Genomic DNA, 23,866 nt, shown 5'->3' on the forward strand with positions numbered 1-23,866 from the left:
GGCTGCCAGCCTTCAGACGCGCGAGCACGTTGAGCACATGCTCGCCGCTGGGCTTGCCGCTCTCGAGCGCCAGTTCGGCGGCCACCAGCACCGGCTCCAGACCGTGCACCGGCACGGCCGCCAGCACCTGGGCCATCACCCGGTCGCCGCCCTCGTGGCGCAGCAGGATGGACTGCAGCTTCTTCAGGGGATCGGGCAACGTCTCAAAGGGCGCGCCGTTGCGCAGCGCGCCGGGCTTGCGCTCGATCAGGCTGACGTAGTGGCGCCAGTCGTAGAAGGTCTGGCTGCGCTCGAAGCTGCGCGCATGGCTGGCGATGCGGGAGTTCTCGGCCACCACATCAATGCGTTCGGGATACAGGCGTAGGCTGACGCCGCCAGAAATTCAGACTCAATAGCAGCCTGAGTGGGCAGTTCAAGAGACGCAAACACATCCGACAAGTTGTGCCCATGTGCCGTGGACATGATCTTGGCAGCCATGAACAAAAAGCTCAGCGAGCAGACCGGCATTGCCGTGTTCGCCTGTGGTCTGCACAGCGCTTGGCATAGAGGCTCCGATGAGAACATGAATGGTCTAGTGCGCCAATACTTGCCCAAGGGGACGCATCTGAGCATCTACAGCCAGAAGCAGCACGATGCCATTGCAGATGAAATCAACAACCGCCCCAGAAGGGGCTGGGGGTACGATCAACACTGGCGGTCTACGGAGAACTGCTCGTAAACAGCACTCCAATCTCATTCACTGAAATCAAAGGTGCTGTACTTCACTTTTGAACACACCCAGGTAGACGTCGGGCTTATCGTTACTCGCCGTTTTCAGAGTTTTTCGCGTTTTTTTCAAGACGCCGATCGAGCCTGTAGTGTAGGAAGCACAACACCGCAAGGCCCACGAGGACTGCGAGGCTTAAGTAGTTCAGAAGCTGGCTCGAAGTTTCGATCATGGGTCCATTGGACGCTTGTTTTGCGTTAGCGCAAGGGGTTATGCGGCGAAATGCTTGAAAGATGGCTTGCGACCTGAACCTTGGTGCTGACAACGAATCGAGCCACTGCATAGACGATTGCGCGAATCACCCTCTGATTGAAAGTCAACCGGAATGGAAAAACATTCGGTGTCATATGCCGGGCTTACTGAGATTGGCGCAGCAGTGATCGCTGCCGCGATTTGGGATCAGTGCCAACCTTGTGATATGTCTTTCGAAAATTATGTAGCAAGTCTTAATTCTTCAGCAATAATTTTTGCTTGACGGATGCGACCATTGCTTCCAGTGCTTGTGCTAGGGTTCCCTCATCTTGCACAGCCATGGGGCTGCAAGCCACTTGTAGCTCTCGGCCCTTGAGCGTGACTTGAAGCACTGCGCGGACTTTCAAGTCGACACCTTCCCGATGACAGGCGAAGGCAACAGTCTTCCACTCATTGGGCGTAAACAAGGTAATTTTCAAACCCTTGAGGTGTCCAGCCAGCGGCTGGTTGGGTGCAACCTCAATGTCCTGGATGATGCAGGGGGTGTGATGTTTTGAGGCTTCGACTTCAATGATGCGCAGGCGCACAGCGTAAGGTGCTGTGCTGCTCACAACCACTTGTTCCAGTCTTTGCCCATCCACTCGAAGCTCGCGCCCATCCAAAACGATCGAGGATTCCTTGGTTGTCATGTCGTGGAGTAGTCCCGCCGCGTGCTTTCTGTCGGGCATGCTCAAGATCGCGGTGAGGATGTCTTCTGCATTGGCAGTGTTGGCCATCAAAGACTTTGCAACAGGTGCCATGCGGTTGAACATTGCTTCCGTCTCCCGTCGATCTGGTTCCGCATGCGTCTCTGGGTTGTCGTCATCCTCGTGGATGGTGCGCTGCTTGGACTGCGCACGAATCATAAAAACATTCAGAAACCCGATATCTTCTTGTCTCACGACGAGCCGATGGGCACTGCGGTCACCCTGTACGGCGTTCTCAAGCGTCTCGCCGACTTGCTTCAACTGCGAAGTCAAGTGATTGAGCGAAATGTAGGTGGAATTCATATTGAAATCCAAAGGTTGGTTCATGACGGATTCTCCTGTCAGTGGATTGAAGGATGGTTTGATCTGGGCCGAGGCGAGGATTGCGAGAGGGCCATACGAAGGACAGGTTTCAGACATGGGAAGTCCTTTCGAAAGTCAAAAAGTGATTGGCGTAAAGGGCCGCCTTGAGGTAGCTCGACAGACGTGACTGAACGACGCGGTTGGCTGGGGTGTTCCGCAAGCGAATGGACACAACAGGCCGTGCTCCGATGTCTCGCCGTGTCTGAAGTACGAGTGCTGCACCAGCCGACGCAAAGACCATGCGTTCTGCCGGGCGGGGGTGCCGATTTCCACGTTGAACGACAAGGCTGAGGTGGCTCGGTAAATGCGAAGCACAGTCCTTCCATATTTCAGCCCACTCTATTTCGATGCACATATTGCGTGTGCCTTTGATGGAGGCAAACAAGGCCGTTTTCGAGTGGGGTGCAAGTGCTTCTAGAAACCTGAGGAGGTCATTCACATCACCTGTTTTGGATCGAAGGGCATGTTCGAATTCGCGTTTATGTGCGGCGATTGCCCGCATGCCAGCCGCAGTGCGTGCGCGTGCGGTGATTTGCTGGCAAAAGTCAGAGTCGAGATTTGCAGCTACATGGCGCGAAAATGACGGTGAGACGCCGGTCAAGTCTTGTGCGAGTCCCTCCTTTATGCCCAAAATTACCGCAGTTGTGAAATTGATCTGGCTAGAGGCTGGAGGAGCATTGCCCGCGCCTGAAGACTGAATTAGGGCAGGGTAGCTAAGGTTGATATCCTGTGAATCGGAGTCGTATTGTGGGTCGGGTTCATCGTATGAACAGACTCGATATGGGGGTGAGGGGTGAGCCGGATCTTCTGGGACGATGGATGATTTCTGAGGGCCGCAAGGATCCGCTATTTGGTTGCGCCGCCGTAGGGAATTCTGCAGCCAATCCCAAAATTCAAGTTCGCCATCAGCGCGCCTGCGCGCGGCGATGAAGCTGTTTCTCTTTAAGCCAACCAGGGCGAGGAATTCAGCCCCCAAGTCCACCTCGCTGAGTAATGCCTGGGCATGTACAAAGTAGATGAGTGACCAGCTGGAGAAGTAGTTTCCCAAACCTGCCCGCAGGTCGCCATGCCCCGCTTGTGAGGCTGCATAGGTGGCCCTACACCATTCCGTATGCAGTGAGGTGATCCATCTTTTTGTTTGTTGTACGCGCAGGCCAGCACGTAAGAGTTGCTTGACATGGCTCTCCCAGCCGGGCCAGGTGATTTCCTGGACCGCCCGTGCGCGTAAGCTGTGCGGGCGGGCCTTGGGGTCTCTGGTCACCTGCTTGAGCGCGGCGCTTAGGTCATCGACAAGGCCTTGATCACGACGTCCATCCGACTGCTCGCCCCGCCCGCGAAGCAGTAATGGCGCGGCAGGCGGCTGATGCGCCCTGATGCCCTCGCGAATTTCGGTCAGGCTGTCGTATGTTGCCTTATTTAATTGAATGGTGCGAATCGCGTTATCTGTTTTGTGCACGCTGTAGCCGATGCGATTGATCAGCAGCGTGCCATTGCTACTGACGCAGTCAAAGGGCAGGCTGGAGACTTCGGAACTTCTCGTGGGAACGCTTGACTGGATGAGTAGGCGTGCCTTGAACATCCAAAGATCGAGAGGGGAATCCGCGAGCCAGATCTTGGCGAGTTCTTGAGCCTGGTCAATGTCCTCGTCTTGAATGAAAACCGATGACGAACTTCCCGTTCTTTGCAGTTCCTGGTCGGCGAGTAGTTTCTTGAATACAGAACGACTGATGGGGTGGTCGCGTTTGATGAGATTCCGCACCAAGCGCAATAGTGGCTCTCGAGCGCGATCGAGCGTCGTTTGGTCGATGCCCTCGGTGTTTTGCCTATCGTTCTTGTGAGCGACAGATGCAGCACAAATGTCGATCCAAGACAGCCATTGAGGACTGTCCCAATCAGCTGGATCAGACTCCAGTAGGAATCTTGCTGCGTTATCTTGGGCCACAAGAAGTCTGGTATAGCCACTTCGTAAAATGCCAAGGTAAGTGGACAGAGAACTCATGCGAAGACAGTCTTTTTCCAAGACTGCAGAGCGCCGTAATTCGTCGATGACCCAGTCCAAAATGAAACCGGATAAGTAGGTGTCTGATAATTGAATGCTTCTAATCGACTCGACTTCTTTAATGCATTGCTTTGCTCGTTTTTGTAATTCACCAAGTTTGATGGTCGTGTCTGCGAAGTAGTTGAGTACACGCAAAACGTCGTCCAAGATTGGTGTTGCTTTGCGTGATTTGGGTTGTCGGTACTTCCTTGCCTCAAGTTGCTGAGGTAGGTTCACGCAATCTGGATTGGCAAGGCGCTGCAAGGAGCGCGGGGACAGGCTTGGTGCGGGCGTTGTTGGATGTGCCATTGCCGCGAGCGAGGGGGGATACCGCAGGCGTACAAAAGATAAAACGCATTGGGCGACTTGAACCAGCAGCTCATCGGGATCTCGATGCCAGAAATCGCCATCGACACGTCGCAGGTACTCAGAGACTTCGGCTTCAACGGAGCCAGAACCACTCTTCTGGGACGTTGCTGTGAGAAGGGCCGAACTGACCGTGGAAATTGGCAGCCAGGTCGGGATCGTGGAATATTCTCGAGCGAATGCGATCCCCTGCAACAAGCCGTGGCGCTGCAGTGGATGCAACCCCTTGGCTACTTTCAGCGCGATATCCGTGTTGTGGACCAGATCAAGCATGCAAATGCTGATAAACGCTGCCGCGGGAGAACTCAGACCTCCAAGGCCCTGGGCGAATGAACTTCGCACCCGCTCGACAGCTTGGTATTGAGTAAGAACGACCACGTCGAGGGGCGAGAGAATGATGCGTGGGTCAGGAACACGGGATTCTGTCGCCCAGGTCGCGACCGCATGCATGTCGCGTGCGGGTTTGAACGTAGGTGGTGCAACGCGTGCAACGGGAAATCGCTTATCTGCCAATTGCCAGACATCGTTTTTGATTTTTTCCATTTGCTCATTGAGCCGTTGACAGGTCTCAATAACTGGTATGTCGAGGTAGGGCCCCGCAGTGCGCGTCACGTCACGCCAGTGACCGGATAGAGCGCGAATGAGCCACCGGTCCGTGTCGTTTTCTTCCAGTTCAGTGATCCATAGATGTCTAAATAAGTTGGCCGGCACATGGCTTCCAAAGTGCGAGCGCAGACACCGGGTGATCTGCTCAGAGGTCACTGGGTAGACCGTGCCGTCGGCAGCGGAGATGAAAAACATAGGGTCATTCCATGAGGCCTTGGTAGAAGACCGGATCAGGTACCGTCGACACAAGAGAGCAATGTCGAGGAACTGTCGAACCTCCCGCGAGATGGGGAGTAGGCGCGCAGGACTGCGGCTTTCGACCACTTTGTCCAGAACCAGCATGACCTGCTCGCAGGTGAGGCATGCACCCAGCGTCAACTCTTCGAGCCGACTGCCGCGATGCGCAGTCATGACCACCAAACCGGTGCAGCAAAGCACCATCAGATCAGCTGCGGCGAGGCGTGCCGTGGCCTCTGATCTATGTTCGAGCAGCGGTAGTTTTGCAGTCACGTCATTGCACAAAAGTTCCCAGCCGGCTTTGATGGATTCACTGGTTGGATAAAAGTCAATGCCGATGCGCCGATTTTTCTCCATGCTGGCGCAAGCGCCCTCCAGACCCAGCCACTTCAGAACCGCGTCTGCGCGCTTCCAGATGTCGGTCGTGGTAGGGTGGTAATAGAAGAGGGCTGCGGCTCCCGTGAGAACAAAATGACCCGTCCATAAAGCTGTGAACATGTCACTGCCGGTGATGTGCAAGGCAGCTACACCCAACGATCGGGAGAACCGGCCGTGAGTGGCCTGATGTGCACTTTCGCCACAGGTACGCAAAAATGCCCTTGCATTCTTGAGACGCTCGGGTGATTCCAGATCTGGGATCTCGGTTTCCATGAGGTCCAGCAGTGATGCTGCGTGCGGATTCTTTTCACGCATTTCCAACAGTCGAGTTATCACCGTCCTGGGCATGGGACAGTGAACAATGTCGACTTCTGGCGGTGCATCTGCACGCTGTTCTTCAAACCGGTACGCACGTCGATCCCAGCCCCAAGCGCCATGGTCTAGCTCCAGCCAAATCGAGTGGCCGGCCTTGAAGCCGATGGGTAATCCAAGAACCTGTCGGTCTTGGAATCCGACAGACAAACTGACCAGATACCAGCACGCCAGAGCCGAATTTCTCGGATCGGCACCGATCAGGAACTCATGAAGTTTCGACGTGACGAGCCTGAGATCATCCGGCGACAGATGATCATTGCCAGCGATTCCAAACTTGGTTGGCACATTGGAGTAGTCCGCTGACCGCAGGCGCGCCTGGATATCAGGTGCAGTGACATCCTCTTGCTGTTCCGTTGTTTCCGCCAAGGGATCAACATCACTACTCTCGAGTGCAAGAACGGGGGGGGCCGTTTCGTCAAGCGCGGGTTGCTCGGTTATGGTTGGCGTCGCGTAATTCTGAGGTGCGGTCAGTGTTTTCTGCACCTCTTCATGGGCTTGGATGGACGTCTCCAGAACCTGTTGGACTTCTCCAAGAAATCCATGGACCACACCGCTTTTTCCGTTTCGGATTTGATGGACAACCTCAAGATCCGTGATATCTGATTTGGCCAGAGCAAGCCAATTACTGCGGCCTCTGTGCAACAAATAGGCGCCATCGAGCAAACTCTGGCTAAGCCCAGATTTTTTTATGCAGGCAAGGACAATGGCCCGGCCCAAGACGGCTGAACACATGGTCTCCTGCACGTCAACGCGACGGGCTTGGATGTGGACCATCCGTGCGACTGCAGACGTCGGTATGCCCATGACCCGCGAGGCGACCCGGTCGTCAACCTCGACTGTCGCCATCAGCTCGCGCTGCGATGCTTGCAGCACCCGTTTCCATCCAGTAAGTGCGCTTTCCGGCCAGCGATTTTCAGCACACGTGACGTGCTCAATCGCTGACTGCAGCAATGCGGCAGCCCCGTCCAGCGGATCGGGAATATGAAGGGCTGCACGAATGTGCGGCCAGAGAGGTGACAAAATTGTGGCGTGCATAGATCGTCCGAGCGCGCAAGCGCGCATCAAGTAAAAAAGGAAAGAGGGAGCTATCAGCTGACAGCTGATTTGATTCAGGCGCGATAGCCTTTGCCGCTGAGCCCAGAAGTCGTCAGACCCACGGCAAAGCGGGAGACCCATGCGGGTCTCAGGTGATGCGAAGGTGACTTCGCTTGAAATCGGAGGACGATTTCAAAAATTTTGGCGTATTAGCCTTGACTACAGAGCCGCTGACGCCTGAGCGTTCAAGAGCAATATCGTCGATCTATGCGGATATCAGGGTGAAGATTAACTTCAGGCGGGCTTCGTGGAGGAAACCCGTGGAACTGATTCTAGGTGAGGGCTGAGGTTGATTGCAAGGCTCCGCGTCATTCCGTACTTGGAGATTGATTGCGAAAATTCGGCATATGAGGGTGCGGATAAATACTTGGACTGGTTTTATGCCGCAAGTCCAAGGCTCTCCTGGTATTCGATGGGGCTAGGAGCGCCAAGGAAGATCTCGATCTGCTTCTTGGCTGCAGCCGTGCTGCGACTGGACCCGCATCATCACCTGTTAGACACGCTGTGGCGCGGCTATGGGCCATGGACATCATCTATGTTCCGATGGCCAGGGGCTGGGTGTATTTGACCGTGGTGCTGGACTGGTACAGCCGCAAGGTGCTGGCCTGGCGCCTGTCGATCTCCATGGACGTGGATTTTTGTATCGAGGCGGTGCAAGAGGCCATTGCCCGCTGGGGCTGCCCCGAGATCTTCAATACCGATCAAGGCAGCCAGGGCGGATTCAACCGGTCGTCGCAACACCGGGTTAAGCGACAGATTTTAGGTGCTCATTCAATGCCTCTGCGGGGGTCTTCCAGCCCAATGTCTTGCGCGGTCTGTTGTTCAGGGTCAGTGCCACGGCTTGAAGCTCTTGCTTATTCCACCGAGACAGATCGGTACCCTTGGGGAAGTATTGGCGTAACAGTCCGTTCGTGTTCTCGTTTGTGCCGCGCTGCCATGGACTATGAGGGTCTGCAAAGAAGACCTTCACACCGGACTCGATGGTGAACCGAGCATGATCTGACAGCTCCTTGCCGCGATCCCAAGTCAATGACTGCCATAGCTGGGTAGGGAGCTTCGTCACGGTCGTCTTGAGAGCGTTGGCCATGGTGATGGCTCCGTAACCTGCCAGCGCAGGACCATTCTTCGTTCGAGGCGTCAGTCCATAACCCGTCTCGCGCGGCAGGTGCACGAGCATGGTGAAACGGCTTGACCGTTCTACCAGCGTCCCAATAGCCGACCTGTCCAGACCGATGATCAAGTCCCCCTCCCAGTGACCCGGCACCGCTCGATCCTCTGCCTCAGCAGGGCGGCTTGAGATCATCACATCTTCACTGACATGTGCCCATGCTTTGGCCTGGGACCTAGCCCGTGGCGTGCGCAAAGCGCGCCCTGTGCGCAGATAGCTCACCAGCTCTCGCTTGAGGGCGCCCCGACCTTGGATGTAGAGAGCCTGGTAGATGGCTTCATGGGAAATGCGCATAGATGAATCATCAGGGAAGTCAACCTTAAGGCGGTTGGCAATCTGCTCCGGCGACCAGCCATTGACCCATTTGCGGTCACCGCGATGTGGCTTGTTTCGGCCAATGAACGGTGCTTGTCGAGGTCCGGCGACCACGCGCCCACGTTCATCGTAGATCATTCCCTCCAAGCGATCTTGGACATACTTGTGCAGACGCGGGTTCGTCACCAGTTTGGCCGGCTTGGGCCTTTTGGCCACGAGCTCGGACTTCCATTGAGCGACCGACGCCCGATACTCAAGCTTGCCGCCGCGAGTTGCAGCATTGCGTGCCAACTCCCTGGAGACGGTTGGGGGACTTCGACCAATACGACGAGCTATCTCCCGCACACCGACATCTTGGGCTCGAAGAAGTCCAATCTCTTCTCGCTCCGCGAACGACAGATACTTTCCTGAAACAGGTTTCGACATGAACAATGGCATGCCTCCACGATGCCGGAACCAGCGCGAGCCCACAGCCTGCGATACGCCAACAACCTCGGCGGCCCTCTCACTGGTGATTCCGGTGGCAATCTGTACCCAGAACTGACGCTCTACTTCACGCCGATGTGAGGGAGCCCCCGGAGAGCGCATCGCATCTCTTCCCGTCAATTGCTTCATCCATCCCGCGGGTCGCCCCATAAACACCTCCTGGTTGAAGGTGTTGCGACGACCGGTTGAATCCGCCCAGTTCACCAGCCAGGCGTTCACGCAGATGCTCAAGCCCCACGGGTTTGCCATCTCGATGGACGGCAAGGGCTGTTGGCGGGATAACGTGTTTGTCGAGCGTCTGTGGCAATCGGTCAAATACGAGGAGGTTTATCTCAAAGCCTACCAGAGCGTGACCCATGCCCGCCAGAGCCTGGGGAAGTACCTGGACTTCTACAATCGAAATCGGCCGCATTCGACGCATGCGGCCAGTACGCCCGAGACGGTGTATTTTGAATCTTTGCCTGCCGTCACGCAGGCAGCGTAGTCACCCCGATCGGACTGCACTTATCGAAACCGGTTTGGTGTTCAAACTACCGGGGCCACCTCTCACTCTCACCGCGTACGCTGTTAAGTATTTGATTTATAAGGAAATTTCAAGTCAAGGATAGCGTATCTTGTGAATACACGGCTTCAATGTTCTTCAGGTGGAACAACACACTTTTCGGCGCATGCCGATGGCCTGGCTCGGCTTCTGTGCACCAAAGATGGCGTTTCTTGTGACAGATGGCCTCCATTTTTCGCAGGAGCCGACCCCCAACAATGGCGTATCTTGTGACGGATCTTTGATTCAGGGCATACAGAGCTTGCTTTTGATGATGTGGTGCATGCAGGGATGCGAACTAACGACCGTAACGGTAGGACGTTGGAGTTGTGTTCGGTGGCCGACTTGCTTCAAGTGTTGCATCTCTTGTGAAGAGTTCCGGTGCTCCAGCTGGCTTTGCAATCCGCCCAAAAAGGTGAGCGCACCTGCACGCCGTCCAGTGGAATGTTGACCAGCCAGGCCGCGTTGATATCAAAGGCGGCCCCGGTGAAATTTGTACAGTTGCCATTACCCGCGGCATACGTCGAACACGCGCGTCAGTGCATTGAAGTCGAACCGCGCAAGGGCGCGCTCCTGCGCGTTACGTAGCTGTTGCAGTCGCTGCCTTTGCTCCCCGTCAGGGTAGGCCGACACGAGCGGATCATGCTGATCGCGTGTGCGCGTGCCATGGACCAACCAGGGGCTGGACTCGCCTTTGGCAGAAAGGGCGTCCTGCACATAGGCATCGAAGCTACGCGCCCATAACGCGCTGGGCGTTTGCCAGTAGCTCTTGCGTGCTCCCTTCAGGGCTTCGATGCGCAAAGCTGCCTGATAAAACGCATTGTCCTGACTGCGCCCGAATTCCTGCATGAGCAGGCTGAGCTGCCGTTGCAGGGCAGGGCGATGGGTCTTTGCCGCGACATCGACCATGACATCCGTGATCAGGGTGGTCGGGCTCTTAAATTGCTGATCAGCTGAAAAGGTGACCTGAGCCATGTAGTGATCCAGGCCGTGGGCCCACTCATGCGCGAGCGAGTCGGCGCCACTGTCACGGGTGAGGTTAATCACGCGCAACTGGGGCTCATAGTGCGCGGCAAAGGCTCCGTGCCCACGCGCGCCAATGGCCAGCGCCAAGCGCTCGTCACCCCGGCCCAGTCCCAGCCACCGGGGCTTGAAGCCGATGACTTTGGCCAGGTCATGCAGCGCGCAAAACGCCTCGTTGACCCACCTTTGGCGTTCCTTGTTGGAAAGTGACTCACCGAACTGGATGCCGCGCAGACTGAAAGTAGCCATCAGCTCGTCAGTGGAAACATCCCGCCCGGCCAGGTAATCCTCGCCCTTGCGCTCCATCGTTTCGCCCCCGGCACGGCGCGTCACGACTCTGCGCCGCTCGCTCTGCTGAGACTGCTCCTGCAGCTTGTGCTGGATGGCCTCTCGCGCAGCCTGGATGGCATCGACTCGGTTGCGGGTGCCGTGCTCCAACAAGTAGGCTGGTTTCGGTGTGGTGGTGATGACCCGCCACACGATCTCATCAGGTGTTGCGGGCTTAATGGAGATGACGCCAATACTGGCCTTCAGGCAGGAGTCGTCCTGGGGCCAGCCGAGGTCGGCCATAGTGTCATTTTCAGAAGACGACTGCACCATTCAGCGCGGTTTGAAGCCTGTTGTGCATACGGCTCCTGATAACCCGATATCAGGATTCCTCTGCACAAAACTCGTCTATGCTCAATACTCGTGTGCACCAAAGCGAGGTGAGCATGGCGACCGATACCGCACCGATTACCGAGCACGGCGTGGCCACCCTGCCAGAACAGGCATGGGAGCGTGCGCGTCGTCGTGCGGAGATCATTGGGCCGTTGGCGCAGTCGGAGACGGTTGGGCATGAAGCGGCCGACGCGGCAGCCCAGGCATTGGGGCTGTCCCGGCGGCAGGTCTACGTCCTGATCCGCCGTGCCCGGCTAGGTTCGGGGCTGGTCACTGACTTGGCTCTTGGGCAGTCGAGCGGTGGCAAAGGTAAAGGCCGCTTGCCGGAGTCGGTCGAACGAATCATCCGCGAGTTACTGCAAAAGCGCTTCCTGACCAAGCAGAAGCGTAGCTTGGCGGCGTTCCACCGCGAAGTTGTGCGGGCGTGCAAGCTGCAAAAGCTGCGGGTGCCGGCGCGCAACACGGTGGCACTGCGGATCGCCGGCCTCGATCCGCGCGAGGTCACTCACCGCCGGGAAGGACAAGATGCCGCCCGCGACCTGCAAGGTGTTGGTGGTGTTCCGCCACCCGTCTCCGCGCCGCTGGAGCAGGTGCAGATCGACCACACAGTCATCGACCTGATCGTGGTGGACGAGCGCGACCGGCAACCGATTGGCCGTCCGTACCTGACCCTCGCCATCGACGTATTCACCCGCTGCGTGGTTGGCATGGTCGTTACGCTGGAAGCCCCGTCCGCCGTCTCGGTCGGCTTGTGCTTGGTGCATGCCGCCTGCGACAAGCGCCCTTGGTTGGAAGGGTTGAACGTAGAGATGGATTGGCCGATGAGCGGCAAGCCCAGACTGCTCTACTTGGACAACGCGGCTGAGTTCAAGAGCGAGGCGCTGCGCCGTGGCTGCGAGCAGCATGGCATCCGGTTGGACTATCGCCCGCTCGGGCAGCCGCACTACGGCGGTATCGTGGAACGGATCATCGGCACGGCGATGCAGATGATCCACGACGAATTGCCGGGGACGACCTTCTCCAATCCTGACCAGCGCGGGGAATACGCCTCCGAGAAGATGGCCGCCCTGACACTGCGCGAGCTGGAGCGCTGGCTCACATTGGCGGTCGGCACCTATCACGGCTCTGTGCACAACGGCCTGCTCCAACCGCCGGCCGCGCGCTGGGCCGAAGCTATCACGCGGACCGGCGTGCCAACCGTCATCACTCGCGCTACGGCTTTTCTGGTCGATTTTCTGCCCATCATCCGCCGCACGCTGACCCGCACCGGCTTCGTCATCGACCACATCCACTACTACGCCGATGCGCTCAAGCCGTGGATAGCTCGGCGGGACCGCTTGCCTGCGTTCCTGATCCGGCGCGACCCGCGCGACATCAGCCGCATATGGGTGCTGGAACCAGAGGGGCAGCACTACCTGGAAATTCCCTACCGTACCTTGTCGCACCCGGCTGTCACCCTCTGGGAACAACGACAGGCGCTGGCGAAATTGCGGCAGCAAGGGCGCGAACAGGTGGATGAGTCGGCGTTGTTCCGCATGATCGGCCAGATGCGCGAAATCGTTACCACCGCGCAGAAGGCTACGCGCAAGGCGCGGCGCGACGCGGATCGACGCCAGCATCTCAAGGCAACGGCACCGCCTGTCAAAACCACGCCACCACCGGGCGCTGACATGGATGGGCAGCAGGCAGACAACCAGTTGCCGGCCAAACCGTTCGACCAGATTGAGGAGTGGTAGCCGTGGAAGAATATCCCATCATCGACTTGTCCCACCTGCTGCCGGCGGCCCAGGGCTTGGCCCGTCTCCCGGCGGACGAACGCATCCATCGCCTTCGCGCCGACCGCTGGATCGGCTATCCGCGAGCAGTCGAGGCGCTGAACCGGCTGGAAACCCTGTATGCGTGGCCAAACAAGCAACGCATGCCCAACCTGCTGCTGGTAGGCCCGACCAACAACGGCAAGTCGATGATCGTCGAGAAGTTCCGGCGCACGCATCCGGCCAGAGCCGACGCCGACCAGGAGCACATTCCGGTACTGGTCGTGCAGATGCCATCCGAACCGTCGGTAATCCGCTTCTACGTCGCGCTGCTCGCGGCGATGGGTGCGCCATTGCGACCGCGCCCACGGCTGCCAGAAATGGAACAACTGGCGCTGGCACTGCTGCGCAAGGTCGGCGTGCGCATGCTGGTGATCGACGAGTTGCACAACGTCTTGGCCGGTAACAGCGTCAATCGCCGGGAATTCCTCAATCTCCTGCGCTTCCTCGGCAATGAACTGCGCATCCCACTGGTCGGGGTCGGCACGCGCGACGCCTACCTGGCCATCCGCTCCGATGACCAGTTGGAAAATCGCTTCGAGCCGATGATGCTGCCGGTATGGGAGGCCAATCACGATTGCTGCTCACTGCTGGCCAGTTTCGCCGCTTCGCTTCCACTGCGGCGACCCTCGTCGATTGCCACGCTGGACATGGCCCGCTACCTGCTCACACGCAGCGAGGGCACCATAGGCGAACTGGCGCACTTGCTGATGGCGGCGGCCATCGTCGCCGTGGAGAGCGGAGAGGAAGCGATCAACCACCGCACGCTCAGCATGGCCGACTACACCGGCCCCAGCGAGCGGCGGCGACAATTCGAGCGGGAACTGATGTGAAGCCAGCGCCACGCTGGCCACTGCATCCGGCCCCCAGAGAAGGCGAAGCCTTGTCTTCGTGGCTCAACCGCGTGGCCCTTTGCTATCACATGGAGGTGTCCGAGCTGCTGGAGCACGATCTTGGTCACGCTCAGGTTGATGACCTGGATACCGCGCCACCACTGGCGCTGTTGGCGATGCTCTCCCAGCGGAGCGGCATCGAGCCGGACCGGCTGCGTTGCATGAGTTTCGCCGGCTGGGTGCCTTGGCTACTGGACAGCCTTGATGATCAGATTCCAGACGCATTGGAAACCTATGCGTTCCAGCTCTCGGTGCTGCTGCCGAAACTCCGCCGTAGGACGCGATCCATCACGAGCTGGCGTGCCTGGCTGCCCAGCCAGCCGATACATCGCGCCTGTCCGCTCTGTCTGAACGACCCGGCAAACCACGCCGTACTGCTTGCATGGAAGCTGCCCCTGATGCTGAGCTGCCCGCTGCATGGCTGCTGGCTGGAATCCTATTCGGGCGTGCCTGGGCGGTTTCTCGGCTGGGAGAACGCCGACACTGCGTCGCGCACCGCCAGCGACGCGATTGCAGTGATGGACCGGCGTACCTGGCAGGCACTGACGACCGGCCATGTGGAACTGCCGCGCCGACGCATCCACGCTGGTTTGTGGTTTCGACTGCTACGCACGCTGCTCGATGAGCTGAACACCCCGCTTTCGGCGTGCGGAACCTACGCGGGGTATCTTCGCCAAGTCTGGCAAGGCTGCGGGCATCCGCTGCGTGCTGGGCAAAGTCTGTGGCGACCGTATGAAACCCTGAACCCGGCAATACGGTTGCAGATGCTGGAGGCAGCGGCAACGGCAATCAGCTTGATCGAGGTGAGGGATATCAGCCCGCCAGGCGAGCATGCAAAGCTGTTCTGGTCCGAGCCCCAAACCGGGTTCACCAGTGGTCTGCCGGCGAAAGCGCCGAAGCCCGAACCCGTCAATCACTGGCAACGGGCGGTCCAAGCTATCAGTGAGGCGATCATTGAAGCGCGGCACGACCCCGAGACGGCACGCTCGCTGTTCGCGTTGGCTTCCTATGGTCGGCGCGATCCCGCTTCCCTGGAACAGTTGCGCACCACCTTTGCAAAGGAAGGCATCCCCCCGGAATTTTTGTCACATTACGAGCCTAATGGGCCCTTTGCATGTCTTAGACAGAGTGACGGGTTAAGTGACAACTTTTGACGGTTAGAACTTTCCGGCGCATACTGTCACATAATCGAACGTATATGTGACAGGTATGACATGCTAATCGGCTACATGCGGGTATCGAAGGCGGATGGCTCCCAGGCCACTGACTTGCAGCGCGACGCGCTGATCGCCGCCGATGTCGACCCGGCGCATCTTTACGAAGACCAGGCATCCGGCAAGCGCGAGGATCGTCCCGGCTTGGCGAGCTGTTTGAAGGCGTTGCGTTCAGGGGATACCTTGGTCGTATGGAAGCTCGACCGGCTCGGGCGCGACCTTCGGCACCTGATCAACACCGTGCACGATCTGACTGGGCGTGGCGTCGGTCTCAAGGTGCTGAGCGGCCACGGTGCGGCCATCGACACGACGACCGCTGCTGGCAAACTGGTCTTCGGCATCTTCGCCGCACTGGCCGAATTCGAGCGCGAGCTGATCGCAGAGCGCACAGTAGCGGGCTTGGCCTCGGCGCGGGCGCGCGGTAGGAAAGGTGGTCGGCCTTTCAAGATGACCGCCGCCAAGCTGCGCCTGGCGATGGCGGCAATGGGGCAGACTGAAACTAAGGTCGGCGACCTGTGCCAAGAGCTCGGCATCACGCGACAGACCTTGTACCGGCATATTTCTCCCAAGGGGGAATTGCGCGCAGATGGAATACGACTGCTGTCCAAGATGTAAAAGAAAAACTGGCCTCTACATGGTCAGCACGGATTCGAGGATGACGGCGCTCATCGCGGCATCAATTCACCTATTCACGCCGTCAAATCAGCTTTTTTGTACTGCCATTTGACGCGATGACCGCGAATTGATCGTAAAAACCACCACAATGATGAATAACACAGCGAATTGCGCTGAGAGTGTTTGCCACGACGGATAGATGCCCAGCAGATCAATGCGTGGGATCGATATTGGGCTGGTATGCAATAACCCTGCTTCTTGCAGACCTGCGATGCCCTTGCCTGCCAAGACCACGGCAAGTATGGCCACCAGCAGTGAGCTGGCAGCGAAGAACTGGCCAATCGGCAGGCGCGCACTGGTGCGCAGCAGCACGACTGCCAGCAGGGCCAGGATTCCCATGCCAGTGCCCAAGCCCGCCAGCAGGGGCCAGCCATTTCCTTCTGTCCAGAGCGCTGCGTAGAACAGCACCGTCTCGAACACCTCACGGTAGACGGCGACGAAGGCCAGCGAAAACAAGAACCATGCCGTGCGCTTGTTGAGCGCCGAAGACAGCTTTTCCTTGAGGTAGACCTGCCAACGACCGGCAACGCTCTTCTGGTGCATCCACATGCCCACACCCAGCAAGACCACGGCGGCAAAGAGTGACGAAAAGCCTTCCGTTAGCTCCCGGCTTGCCCCACTGACGCCGACCAAGTAAGTTGCCACTGCCCATGTAATGCCGCCTGCGGCCAGCGCGGATGCCCAGCCTGCATGCACGTAGATCAATACGTCTTTCCGTTCGGCTTTCTTGAGAAACGCCAGCATGGCAACGACCACCAGCAGGGCTTCCAATCCTTCACGTAGCAAGATGGTTAACGCACCGATGAAGGCCGCCACGGCATCGTCGTCGGAGGGGGCAAGCACCTTGTCCGCTTCATCCAGCAAGCCGCGCAAATGCAGCTCCGCTGTCTGCACATCGGCAGGCGAACCATTGGCTATCAATGCCCGGTAGGACACCATCGCGGCTTCGATCTTCTCGAACAGCGGCCGATTGCGAGTGGCCAACGCCGGTTCGACCGGCTCGAAGCCATCGAGGTAAGCAGACAAGGCTAGCTTGGTCGCACCTGCACGGTCGTCAGCCAGCAATGCCGTCACGCTCTCACTGAGTTTGGCTTTGGCAATCGCGGTGCCCTTCGGACTGCTGATATTCAGCGCGCTCGGATTGGCGCGCAAATAGGCCGTCAGGGCTCTGGCGGAAGGCTCATCCAGCCTGTCCGCCAAGACATGCTCAGATGTTTGCGTCAGCACATCCAGACTGGCGAGCGTCTGGCGAACCTGCGCGTTGGCTTGCCAGAGCTTGGCTCCTTCGTCCTTGTCGCTTTGCGTATAAGGTAGCGTGCCAACAAAGAACGCCAATGCCCATCGGTCTTCATCCGACAACGCGCCAAAGCCCTGCATAGCGGTGCCCTGGACACCGTTGCTGATAATTTGGTGTAGCGCGAATAAGCTGCGCTCGCGCGCCCGCATGTGATCGGCCAGCGCGGTCGGCTTGGGGTTGAGGGATGCCGCTAGGGGGCCATCACCGCGCCCTTGCTGACCGTGACAGGCCGCACACTGGGCCTGAAACAACTGCCCTCCCTTCGCTAAGACCGGCATGGCAGTCGGTGCGACTGGAAACGGGTACGCCTTTTGCACCGCACTGGACAGCGCGTGCGCCAGTTTTGCTACGCTGGCCGGATCGGCTTTGGCAGCTACCGCAGCACGCAAAGCGGTCGCTTGTTGCAACAAGCGACCCTTGTCGGTCTGGTCAGGTAATTCTCCCAGTTGACGTTCGGCTGTCGCTGAAAATTCCTGCATTTCAGCGTACTCCGACGCTTTCAGGACAGCACCGTTGGCGACCGCGCCGCCGTAATCGACGGCGACGTAGTCCAGAAGCTGCCAAATCTGTTTGGCTTTGAGTTCGGTGGTGTCGGCTGCGTAGCTTGGCCCGCCAATCAACGCGCAAGTCGCCAACAGCAAAGTCATCAGCCAGCGATAGGTTGCTCGGCAAGTCATGGAAACTCTCGGATTATATCATTGTGAATGATTATAATTCCCATTTGCACCGGTGTCCACCGCCTTGCCTTGGGTTAGCATCTGCATGATGAGCAAAGCAGCACCCGATGTGATCGCCACATCTGCGAGGTTGAAGGCGGGCCAGTGCACAAGCTGCCAATGGAAGTCGAGGAAATCGACAACCGATCCACGCAGCACACGATCCGCGACATTGCCGAGCGCACCACCAAGGATCAGGCTGTAGCCCATCGCTTCGAGACGTGGCCGTTGCTGGCACAGCATGCGCCCCAGCCAAGCAGAAACAGCCAGACCCAGCGTGATGAAAAAGTAACGTTGCCAGCCACCAGCGTTCGCCAAAAAGCTGAATGCCGCACCCGGATTCAGGACATGAACGAGGTTGAAAAACGGGGTGATTTCGACTTGCTCACCGTAGGCAAACGTGCGGATGATGGCGAACTTCGTGAGCTGATCGGTCATGACAGCACTGGCGGCCACGGTGAACCAGACCCAAGCCGATGTGCGGCGGGCCGATTGCCACACAGGGGCGGCCAACGGCAGCAACCACCCGGCGAGTGCCGTGCAGCTCCATCCCAGCGTCCACCCCGCCAACACATCGGCCGGAAAGTGCATTCCGGCCGCGATGCGCGACCAGCCGACCAATGTGGCGTACAGCATTAAACTGAGACGACCACGGCGGCCCATCAAAGGCCAGAGCGCGCCGACCACCATCGCGGCATAGGTGGCATGCCCGCTGGGCAGGCTGTAGTGAAGCTCTTTGTCCCCGATGACGCGCGCCAGGTCGCCAAGGACGGCAGGCGGGCGTGGAAAGTCGAACCATAGCTTCAAGGCGGTGGCGACCAATAACGCCAGCAAGAAGGCCGCGCTAAAACCAATAAGGCGATGCCGAACGGCCGTACCACGCGCCGGGTTTGTAGCCGATTTCGACCACCACCACAGACCCAACAGCATCAGCGGCGCTGTCCAGTAACTTCCCACGAGGCCAAAGAACCATGCCAGTGGTTTCAGCGTGGCGGGCGTGCCTGTGTTGATGGCTTGAAACAACGCGATGTTCAGGCCACCCCAGTCATAGAGAAAGAGTTTCCAGCTCATCGGCGCAACAACCTCAAGCCGTTGCCGACAACAAGCAAGCTGGCACCCATATCGGCGAACACAGCCATCCACATGGTCGCGTGACCCGTGAAGGTGAGCACCAAAAATACCGCCTTGATGCCAAGGGCCAGCACAATGTTTTGCATCAGCACCTGTGCTGTCGCACGCGACAGGCGCACGAAGGTCGGAATCTTGCGCAGGTCATCGTCCATCAGGGCCACGTCGGCGGTTTCAATAGCGGTATCTGTGCCCGCCGCTCCCATTGCAAAGCCAATGTCCGCACGCGCCAAGGCCGGTGCGTCGTTGATGCCATCACCGACCATGCCAACCTTGCCGTTTCTGGACAATTGCTCCACTTCGCGCAGTTTGTCGTCGGGCAGTTGGTTGCCTTGCGCGCGGTCAATGCCGGCTTGTGCGGCGATGGCCTGTGCCGTGTGGGGGTTATCGCCGGTCAACATCACGGTGTTGATGCCCAGAGCATGCAGCTCGGCGATGGCTCTCTTGCTGCTGTCCTTGATGGTGTCCGCAACGGCGAATAAGCCATGTACCCCTTTTGCGCCCACCAGCATCACGACGGTCTTGCCTGCGGTTTCCAGCGCTGCGATGCGCTGCTCCAGCTCTGGTGTGCACTGCCCCAGCTCTTCCAGCATCCGGTGGTTGCCCAGATGGTAGGTCTCCCCGTCGATTTGGCCTTGCACACCCCGACCGGGCAGCGCGCTGAACTCGGCCACGTCGAGCAAGGCAACCCCATCCCGCTGCGCAGCCTGCGCCACCGCTTTGGATACCGGATGGTCTGAGCGGTCCGCCAGACTGGCAGCGATGCTGCGGCTATCCGAGGCGAGTGCATGACCCCATGCGACAAAATCGGTCTGAGCAGGCTTGCCGTGCGTGATTGTGCCGGTCTTGTCCAGAGCCAGCCAGCGCAGCTTGCGGCCTTCTTCCAGATAGACACCGCCCTTAACGAGAATGCCGTGGCGGGCAGCGGCGGCCAAGCCGCTGACGATGCTGACCGGCGTGGAGATCACCAAGGCGCATGGGCAGGCAACCACCAGCAGAACCAGTGCACGGTAAATCCAGTCCATCCATGCCGCGCCCATGAAAAGCGGGGGCAGCAGTGCGACGGCGATGGCTAGGGCGAACACGAGAGGCGTGTACCAACGGGCGAACTGATCGACAAAACGCTGGGTCGGCGCACGGCTACCTTGTGCAGCCTCTACCGCGTGAATGATGCGGGCCAAAGTGGAGTTGCTGGCCAAGGAGGAAACGCGGTACTCGAAGGAACCGGATTCGTTGATCGTGCCCGCAAACACCGGATCGCCGGGGGACTTCTCGACCGGGAGGCTTTCGCCCGTGATCGGGGCTTGGTTGACCGTGGAGCGTCCGTCTAGCACCTCGCCATCGAGCGCGATGCGCTCACCCGGTCTGACCCGGACTCGGCTGCCAATGGCGATTTGCTTGGCGCTTGCCTCTCGCCAGGTGCCGTCAGGCTGTTGCACCGTGGCCTGCTCCGGGGTCAGGTCGAGCAGTCCACGGATGGCGTTGCGGGCGCGATCCAATGACTTGGCCTCGATCACCTCGGCCAGCGCGAAGAGCACCATCACCATCGCAGCTTCGGGCCAGTGGCCGATGAACATGGCACCTGTGACAGCAATCGACATCAGGGCGTTCATGTTGAGGTTACGGTTCTTGAGCGCGATCCAGCCCTTCTTGTAGGTGGACAGGCCTCCCGTCAAGACCGCTACAAGCGCCAGAATGACGACCGACCAATGATTGCCGTTGTGGAACCAGTAGACCGCTTCGGCCGCTGATGCGGCGATGAGGGAAATACCGAGTGGCCACCAGTTGGTCTGCGTTGTCACAGGGGACGCCGATGGCGACGCGGCCATGGCCTTGTCCTCGACCTGCGCCTCGAATCCGAGCGCTTGTAGTGCCACAAGCACATCCGGCAGAACCCCGTCAGCATGGCGTACCGACAACGTGCGCTGCATCAGGTTGAAATCGAGACCGGTAACCCCGGCCACGGTGCCGAGCTTGTTGCGGATCAATGCTTCCTCTGTCGGACAATCCATCTTGGCAATGGACAGCTTGGTTGTCTGCCCAGCCGACGCCTCATCCATGCGCACAGCTTGCATGCCGATGGCCTTCAGTGCCTGTTCAACGGGAGACAGCGAAGGCAATTCGTGCTGCACGGTCAAGGTACGCTGCATCAGGTTGAACTCAAGACCAACCACACCCGCCAGCCCAACCAGCTTGCCTCGGATCAGCGCCTCTTCCGTGGGGCAATCCATGTTCTCGATGCGGTACACCGCTTGAGCCGATCCGGTTGTCGGCGGGGCTTGTGTCGTGGGTTGCATGATCGGCCCAGCCGAGCAGCCACACGCCTTTGAAGCGCATTCACTCATGGATAACTCCTTCAAATCTTCTGTACAACCTCCATTAAAAACTCTATAGTTACTATAGAGTCAAGTGATAAATGGAGATTGAGGCATGGAAATCAGAATTGGCGATCTAGCCAAGCGCTCTGGGTGCGAGGTCGTGACCATCCGCTACTACGAAAAGGAAGGGCTGCTGCCAAAGCCAGCGCGAAGCGGTGGCAACTTTCGGTTGTACAGCGATGTGCACATCGAGCGTTTGCAGTTCATTCGTCATTGCCGTTCGCTTGACATGACGCTGAGCGAAATCAGGATACTGCTGGGCCTACGAGATAACCCTGCTCAGGACTGCGGCGACGTCAATACACTACTGGATGCCCATATTCGTCAGACCGAAGATCGCGTCGAAGCGCTGTTGCAATTGAAGCGGCACTTGCTCTCGCTGCGTGAAAAATGCTCGGGCGCTCGACGAATAGAGGCATGTGGCATCTTGCAAGGTTTATCAGATTGCAATCATCCGGGATGCAACGCATAGCATGAGTTGTTTCGCACGCCGACATTGGCCTGCGATTTTGGATTCGTGAGCGGCCTGCCTAATTGGCATCGGAGAAGGTCGTGCGGCTGACTTCTGATATTCCGTGCAGTCGTCTTCTGAAAATGACACATAGAGCCCAACAGCCACCCGAATTTAGGGGTGGGGGTGAAGGGCGCATAAAGGCTCTTGCCTCCGAACCTGCCAGCTGCGCACAGCACCATCCTCTCGGACTGGCTGGACTTGGGAGAAACGCCGGCCAGCGCGAAAGCCTTGGCGCGCATCGCGTCCAGGCTATCGTTTGTCGCCTCATCAAACACTTTGCGCACAAAGCCCACTGCGCGTTCATACATTTCGGGCCACTTGCGCGCCTCAATCCCAAAGCAGGAACGCGCTATGGGTTCCGTGCCCAGCCCCCAGTAGGTGACCGCAAAAGCTGCCAAGGTCTGTGGGCATACCTGGCCGAGCGAGACAGATCCAGCCAGTCGGGTTCCGGCCACAGCTGCGCGAGGACGTTTGGCCCTGCCTCATGCAATTGCCTGGAATGTGCCCTGTGCTTCGCCGCATCAGGTATGAATGCGCCTGCGTCTTGCATCTTTGCTCGGGAGTTATCGGGCTGCGCGTTTAATCAGCGAAGCGATAGCCGGCGTAGCAGTGAAGTGCGACATGAGCCTGATTTTCTGTTCCGGCAGCAGCCGAGATTCGCTGATCATGTCGGGCCAGCTGTCGTACGCCAGACGCACGGTCTCCTTGATGATCGCGCTCGCCTTCAACTCAGACAGACCGGGCAATGCGTTGCAGATCTCTCGCACCACTGAGGGAGTGATGCGTGCGTGCTTGCTGCCCCCTGGCGTGAACCTGAGCGCGTGGCCACGCCCGTGCATGTAGGCAGAGTAGGCCACCACGTCATATGCCGGAGACAACTCGGGCGTTCGCCCGTCCCCGTACAGAAGTCCGAAATTCTTCAAGTGGCCGTCAAAGTTTCCCAGCAAATCGTTGACGGTGATCCGCCGCAGCATTTCAAATGCCGCATCCTGGCCCAGCTTGGGTTCGCTGATCAGCGTTGCCAGCATGAGCGAGTAAGCCGCATAGGGGTGCGTGTACTTTTGGTCGGGTGGTACGCCCAGGATCTGCGCGAAATCCTCGCAGTGCACGTGCTTGGTCTTTTCGCGGTCAAAGCGCCTCACGGCCAGGAAGTGCCGGCCATCGCCAAGGGTGTAGGGCTGATCCGCGTGAATCTGCTCTAGCGGCGCAAGTTCCACCTCGCACACGTTCACCCCTGCAGCTGCGGCCAACCGCATCGAAAGTTCCTCCACCTGTGGCAGCAGCGGGTATTCGACCGTTGGCAGCTTAGCAATGATGTGCACACCCTTCGAGTTTTTGGTCCTGGCCACGTACCGGCCACCATCGCGCACCAGGGACAGCTTGGGCTGCACCCCTGACAGTGACGTTGCTTCGGGCATTGGCATCGGGGACACGGACATCTCCAGCGCATCGTTGTTCTGCGTGACGATTCTGGCCATGCTGTCGCGGTCGGTGCTTGCCGGGGAGACATAGACAGCCCCCGGAAGGTCTGTGCCGCATAGGCTCAGCAGGCCCATGTGATCTCCCTTGTCCAGCCCGCCGATTTCCTCAAGGTGCCGGCGCAATGGGCCTTCTGGCAGCATGTTCTGAAAGAAGTTGGGCAGGGCCTCGCCATCGCCATTGAAGAAGGGTTGCATGGCGTATTCGGACAGGAACACGGCGCGTCTGTCACGGTCACTCACCCAGGCATTGCGCGAGAGGATGGGTGCCGTGTCGTCCATCCAGTAGGTGCGCTCGGGCACAAGCCGGGTGATGGTGTTGCGGCCGGCTCCGTACTGAAACAGCACGCCAACGCGGCGCCGGCCGGGTCCGATAAAAACGTCCAGGGCGCGATACCGCATCG

General features: G+C 58.7%; 13 protein-coding genes and 4 pseudogenes. 8 read left to right on the top strand and 9 right to left on the bottom strand.

Features of this window, described 5'->3' with window-relative positions; genetic code table 11:
* Positions 1–370, bottom strand: a pseudogene (locus AC1RDS_RS10200) (IS21 family transposase); the annotation flags it as partial.
* 102 nt (positions 371–472) lie between these two features.
* On the opposite strand from AC1RDS_RS10200, the pseudogene AC1RDS_RS10205 reads away from it, so the two are divergent.
* Positions 473–771 (top strand): annotated as a pseudogene (locus AC1RDS_RS10205) (hypothetical protein); the annotation flags it as partial.
* A 441-nt stretch (positions 772–1,212) separates the two neighbouring features.
* On the opposite strand, the gene AC1RDS_RS10210 reads toward AC1RDS_RS10205, so the two are convergent.
* Together AC1RDS_RS10210 and AC1RDS_RS10215 are read right to left on the bottom strand one after the other, a co-directional pair.
* Positions 1,213–2,031: a hypothetical protein gene (locus AC1RDS_RS10210; protein ID WP_492226927.1), complete on the bottom strand. Its 819-nt coding sequence runs from the start codon at positions 2,029–2,031 to the stop codon at positions 1,213–1,215.
* 85 nt (positions 2,032–2,116) lie between these two features.
* A complete protein-coding gene (locus tag AC1RDS_RS10215) occupies positions 2,117–7,102 on the bottom strand; it encodes a hypothetical protein (protein ID WP_492226928.1) in 4,986 nt (1,661 codons plus the stop codon).
* A 570-nt stretch (positions 7,103–7,672) separates the two neighbouring features.
* On the opposite strand from AC1RDS_RS10215, the pseudogene AC1RDS_RS10220 reads away from it, so the two are divergent.
* Positions 7,673–7,876: pseudogene (locus tag AC1RDS_RS10220) on the top strand (DDE-type integrase/transposase/recombinase); the annotation flags it as partial.
* A 31-nt stretch (positions 7,877–7,907) separates the two neighbouring features.
* Here AC1RDS_RS10220 and AC1RDS_RS10225 read toward each other — a convergent pair.
* Complete coding sequence (locus AC1RDS_RS10225) at positions 7,908–9,260, bottom strand: IS30 family transposase (RefSeq protein WP_492226996.1); 1,353 nt, start codon at positions 9,258–9,260, stop codon at positions 7,908–7,910.
* A 58-nt stretch (positions 9,261–9,318) separates the two neighbouring features.
* Between AC1RDS_RS10225 and AC1RDS_RS10230 the strand changes: the two are divergent.
* A pseudogene (locus AC1RDS_RS10230) lies at positions 9,319–9,615 on the top strand (integrase core domain-containing protein); the annotation flags it as partial.
* 564 nt (positions 9,616–10,179) lie between these two features.
* On the opposite strand, the gene AC1RDS_RS10235 reads toward AC1RDS_RS10230, so the two are convergent.
* Positions 10,180–11,265: an LPD1 domain-containing protein gene (locus AC1RDS_RS10235; RefSeq protein WP_492226929.1), complete on the bottom strand. Its 1,086-nt coding sequence runs from the start codon at positions 11,263–11,265 to the stop codon at positions 10,180–10,182.
* A 107-nt stretch (positions 11,266–11,372) separates the two neighbouring features.
* On the opposite strand from AC1RDS_RS10235, the gene AC1RDS_RS10240 reads away from it, so the two are divergent.
* Genes AC1RDS_RS10240 through AC1RDS_RS10255 form a run of 4 tightly spaced genes read left to right on the top strand, consistent with a single transcriptional unit; the run spans position 11,373 to position 15,891 of the window.
* Positions 11,373–13,091 carry a TnsB C-terminal domain-containing protein gene (locus tag AC1RDS_RS10240; RefSeq protein ID WP_019576674.1) on the top strand — a complete coding sequence of 573 codons (1,719 nt, stop codon included), beginning with the start codon at positions 11,373–11,375 and terminating at the stop codon, positions 13,089–13,091.
* A 2-nt stretch (positions 13,092–13,093) separates the two neighbouring features.
* On the top strand, positions 13,094–14,002 hold the full coding sequence (locus AC1RDS_RS10245) for a TniB family NTP-binding protein (RefSeq protein WP_027011230.1): 909 nt from the start codon (positions 13,094–13,096) through the stop codon (positions 14,000–14,002).
* On the top strand, positions 13,999–15,216 hold the full coding sequence (locus tag AC1RDS_RS10250; RefSeq protein ID WP_421527300.1) for a TniQ family protein: 1,218 nt from the start codon (positions 13,999–14,001) through the stop codon (positions 15,214–15,216). The genes AC1RDS_RS10245 and AC1RDS_RS10250 overlap by 4 nt, the downstream gene beginning before the upstream one ends.
* A 60-nt stretch (positions 15,217–15,276) precedes the next feature.
* Positions 15,277–15,891: a recombinase family protein gene (locus AC1RDS_RS10255; RefSeq protein WP_005303904.1), complete on the top strand. Its 615-nt coding sequence runs from the start codon at positions 15,277–15,279 to the stop codon at positions 15,889–15,891.
* Positions 15,892–15,978: 87 nt separating this feature from the next.
* On the opposite strand, the gene AC1RDS_RS10260 is transcribed toward AC1RDS_RS10255, so the two are convergent.
* The 3 genes from AC1RDS_RS10260 to AC1RDS_RS10270 are packed head-to-tail and all read right to left on the bottom strand — an operon-like array spanning position 15,979 to position 21,437.
* Positions 15,979–17,895 (bottom strand): cytochrome c/FTR1 family iron permease, encoded by a 1,917-nt coding sequence (locus tag AC1RDS_RS10260; protein ID WP_085944543.1) that lies wholly within the window; start codon positions 17,893–17,895, stop codon positions 15,979–15,981.
* A 48-nt stretch (positions 17,896–17,943) separates the two neighbouring features.
* The gene (gene lspA, locus AC1RDS_RS10265; RefSeq protein WP_096450781.1) at positions 17,944–19,035 is read right to left on the bottom strand and encodes a signal peptidase II; all 1,092 of its coding nucleotides are present in this window, start codon (positions 19,033–19,035) and stop codon (positions 17,944–17,946) included.
* A complete protein-coding gene (locus tag AC1RDS_RS10270) occupies positions 19,032–21,437 on the bottom strand; it encodes a heavy metal translocating P-type ATPase (RefSeq protein WP_492226930.1) in 2,406 nt (801 codons plus the stop codon). The genes lspA and AC1RDS_RS10270 overlap by 4 nt, the downstream gene beginning before the upstream one ends.
* A gap of 85 nt (positions 21,438–21,522) precedes the next feature.
* On the opposite strand from AC1RDS_RS10270, the gene cadR reads away from it, so the two are divergent.
* Entirely contained in the window at positions 21,523–21,942 is a 420-nt protein-coding gene (cadR, locus tag AC1RDS_RS10275; RefSeq protein WP_005303894.1) for a Cd(II)/Pb(II)-responsive transcriptional regulator, read from the top strand.
* A gap of 605 nt (positions 21,943–22,547) precedes the next feature.
* On the opposite strand, the gene AC1RDS_RS10280 is transcribed toward cadR, so the two are convergent.
* Complete coding sequence (locus AC1RDS_RS10280; protein ID WP_492226931.1) at positions 22,548–23,864, bottom strand: type II toxin-antitoxin system HipA family toxin; 1,317 nt, start codon at positions 23,862–23,864, stop codon at positions 22,548–22,550.
* Positions 23,865–23,866 lie beyond the last annotated feature (2 nt).

The organism is Acidovorax sp. GW823-FHT02H02 (genome assembly GCF_058797075.1).

Bases quoted from the DNA above. Each gene is read 5' to 3' on its own strand.
- AC1RDS_RS10210 (WP_492226927.1), bottom strand. From the start codon at position 2,031: ATGAACCAACCTTTGGATTTCAATATGAATTCCACCTACATTTCGCTC.
- AC1RDS_RS10215 (WP_492226928.1), bottom strand. From the start codon at position 7,102: ATGCACGCCACAATTTTGTCACCTCTCTGGCCGCACATTCGTGCAGCC.
- AC1RDS_RS10225 (WP_492226996.1), bottom strand. From the start codon at position 9,260: ATGAAGCAATTGACGGGAAGAGATGCGATGCGCTCTCCGGGGGCTCCC.
- AC1RDS_RS10235 (WP_492226929.1), bottom strand. From the start codon at position 11,265: ATGGCCGACCTCGGCTGGCCCCAGGACGACTCCTGCCTGAAGGCCAGT.
- AC1RDS_RS10240 (WP_019576674.1), top strand. From the start codon at position 11,373: ATGCTCAATACTCGTGTGCACCAAAGCGAGGTGAGCATGGCGACCGAT.
- AC1RDS_RS10255 (WP_005303904.1), top strand. From the start codon at position 15,277: ATGCTAATCGGCTACATGCGGGTATCGAAGGCGGATGGCTCCCAGGCC.
- AC1RDS_RS10260 (WP_085944543.1), bottom strand. From the start codon at position 17,895: ATGACTTTGCTGTTGGCGACTTGCGCGTTGATTGGCGGGCCAAGCTAC.
- lspA (WP_096450781.1), bottom strand. From the start codon at position 19,035: ATGAGCTGGAAACTCTTTCTCTATGACTGGGGTGGCCTGAACATCGCG.
- AC1RDS_RS10270 (WP_492226930.1), bottom strand. From the start codon at position 21,437: ATGAGTGAATGCGCTTCAAAGGCGTGTGGCTGCTCGGCTGGGCCGATC.
- cadR (WP_005303894.1), top strand. From the start codon at position 21,523: ATGGAAATCAGAATTGGCGATCTAGCCAAGCGCTCTGGGTGCGAGGTC.
- AC1RDS_RS10280 (WP_492226931.1), bottom strand. From the start codon at position 23,864: ATGCGGTATCGCGCCCTGGACGTTTTTATCGGACCCGGCCGGCGCCGC.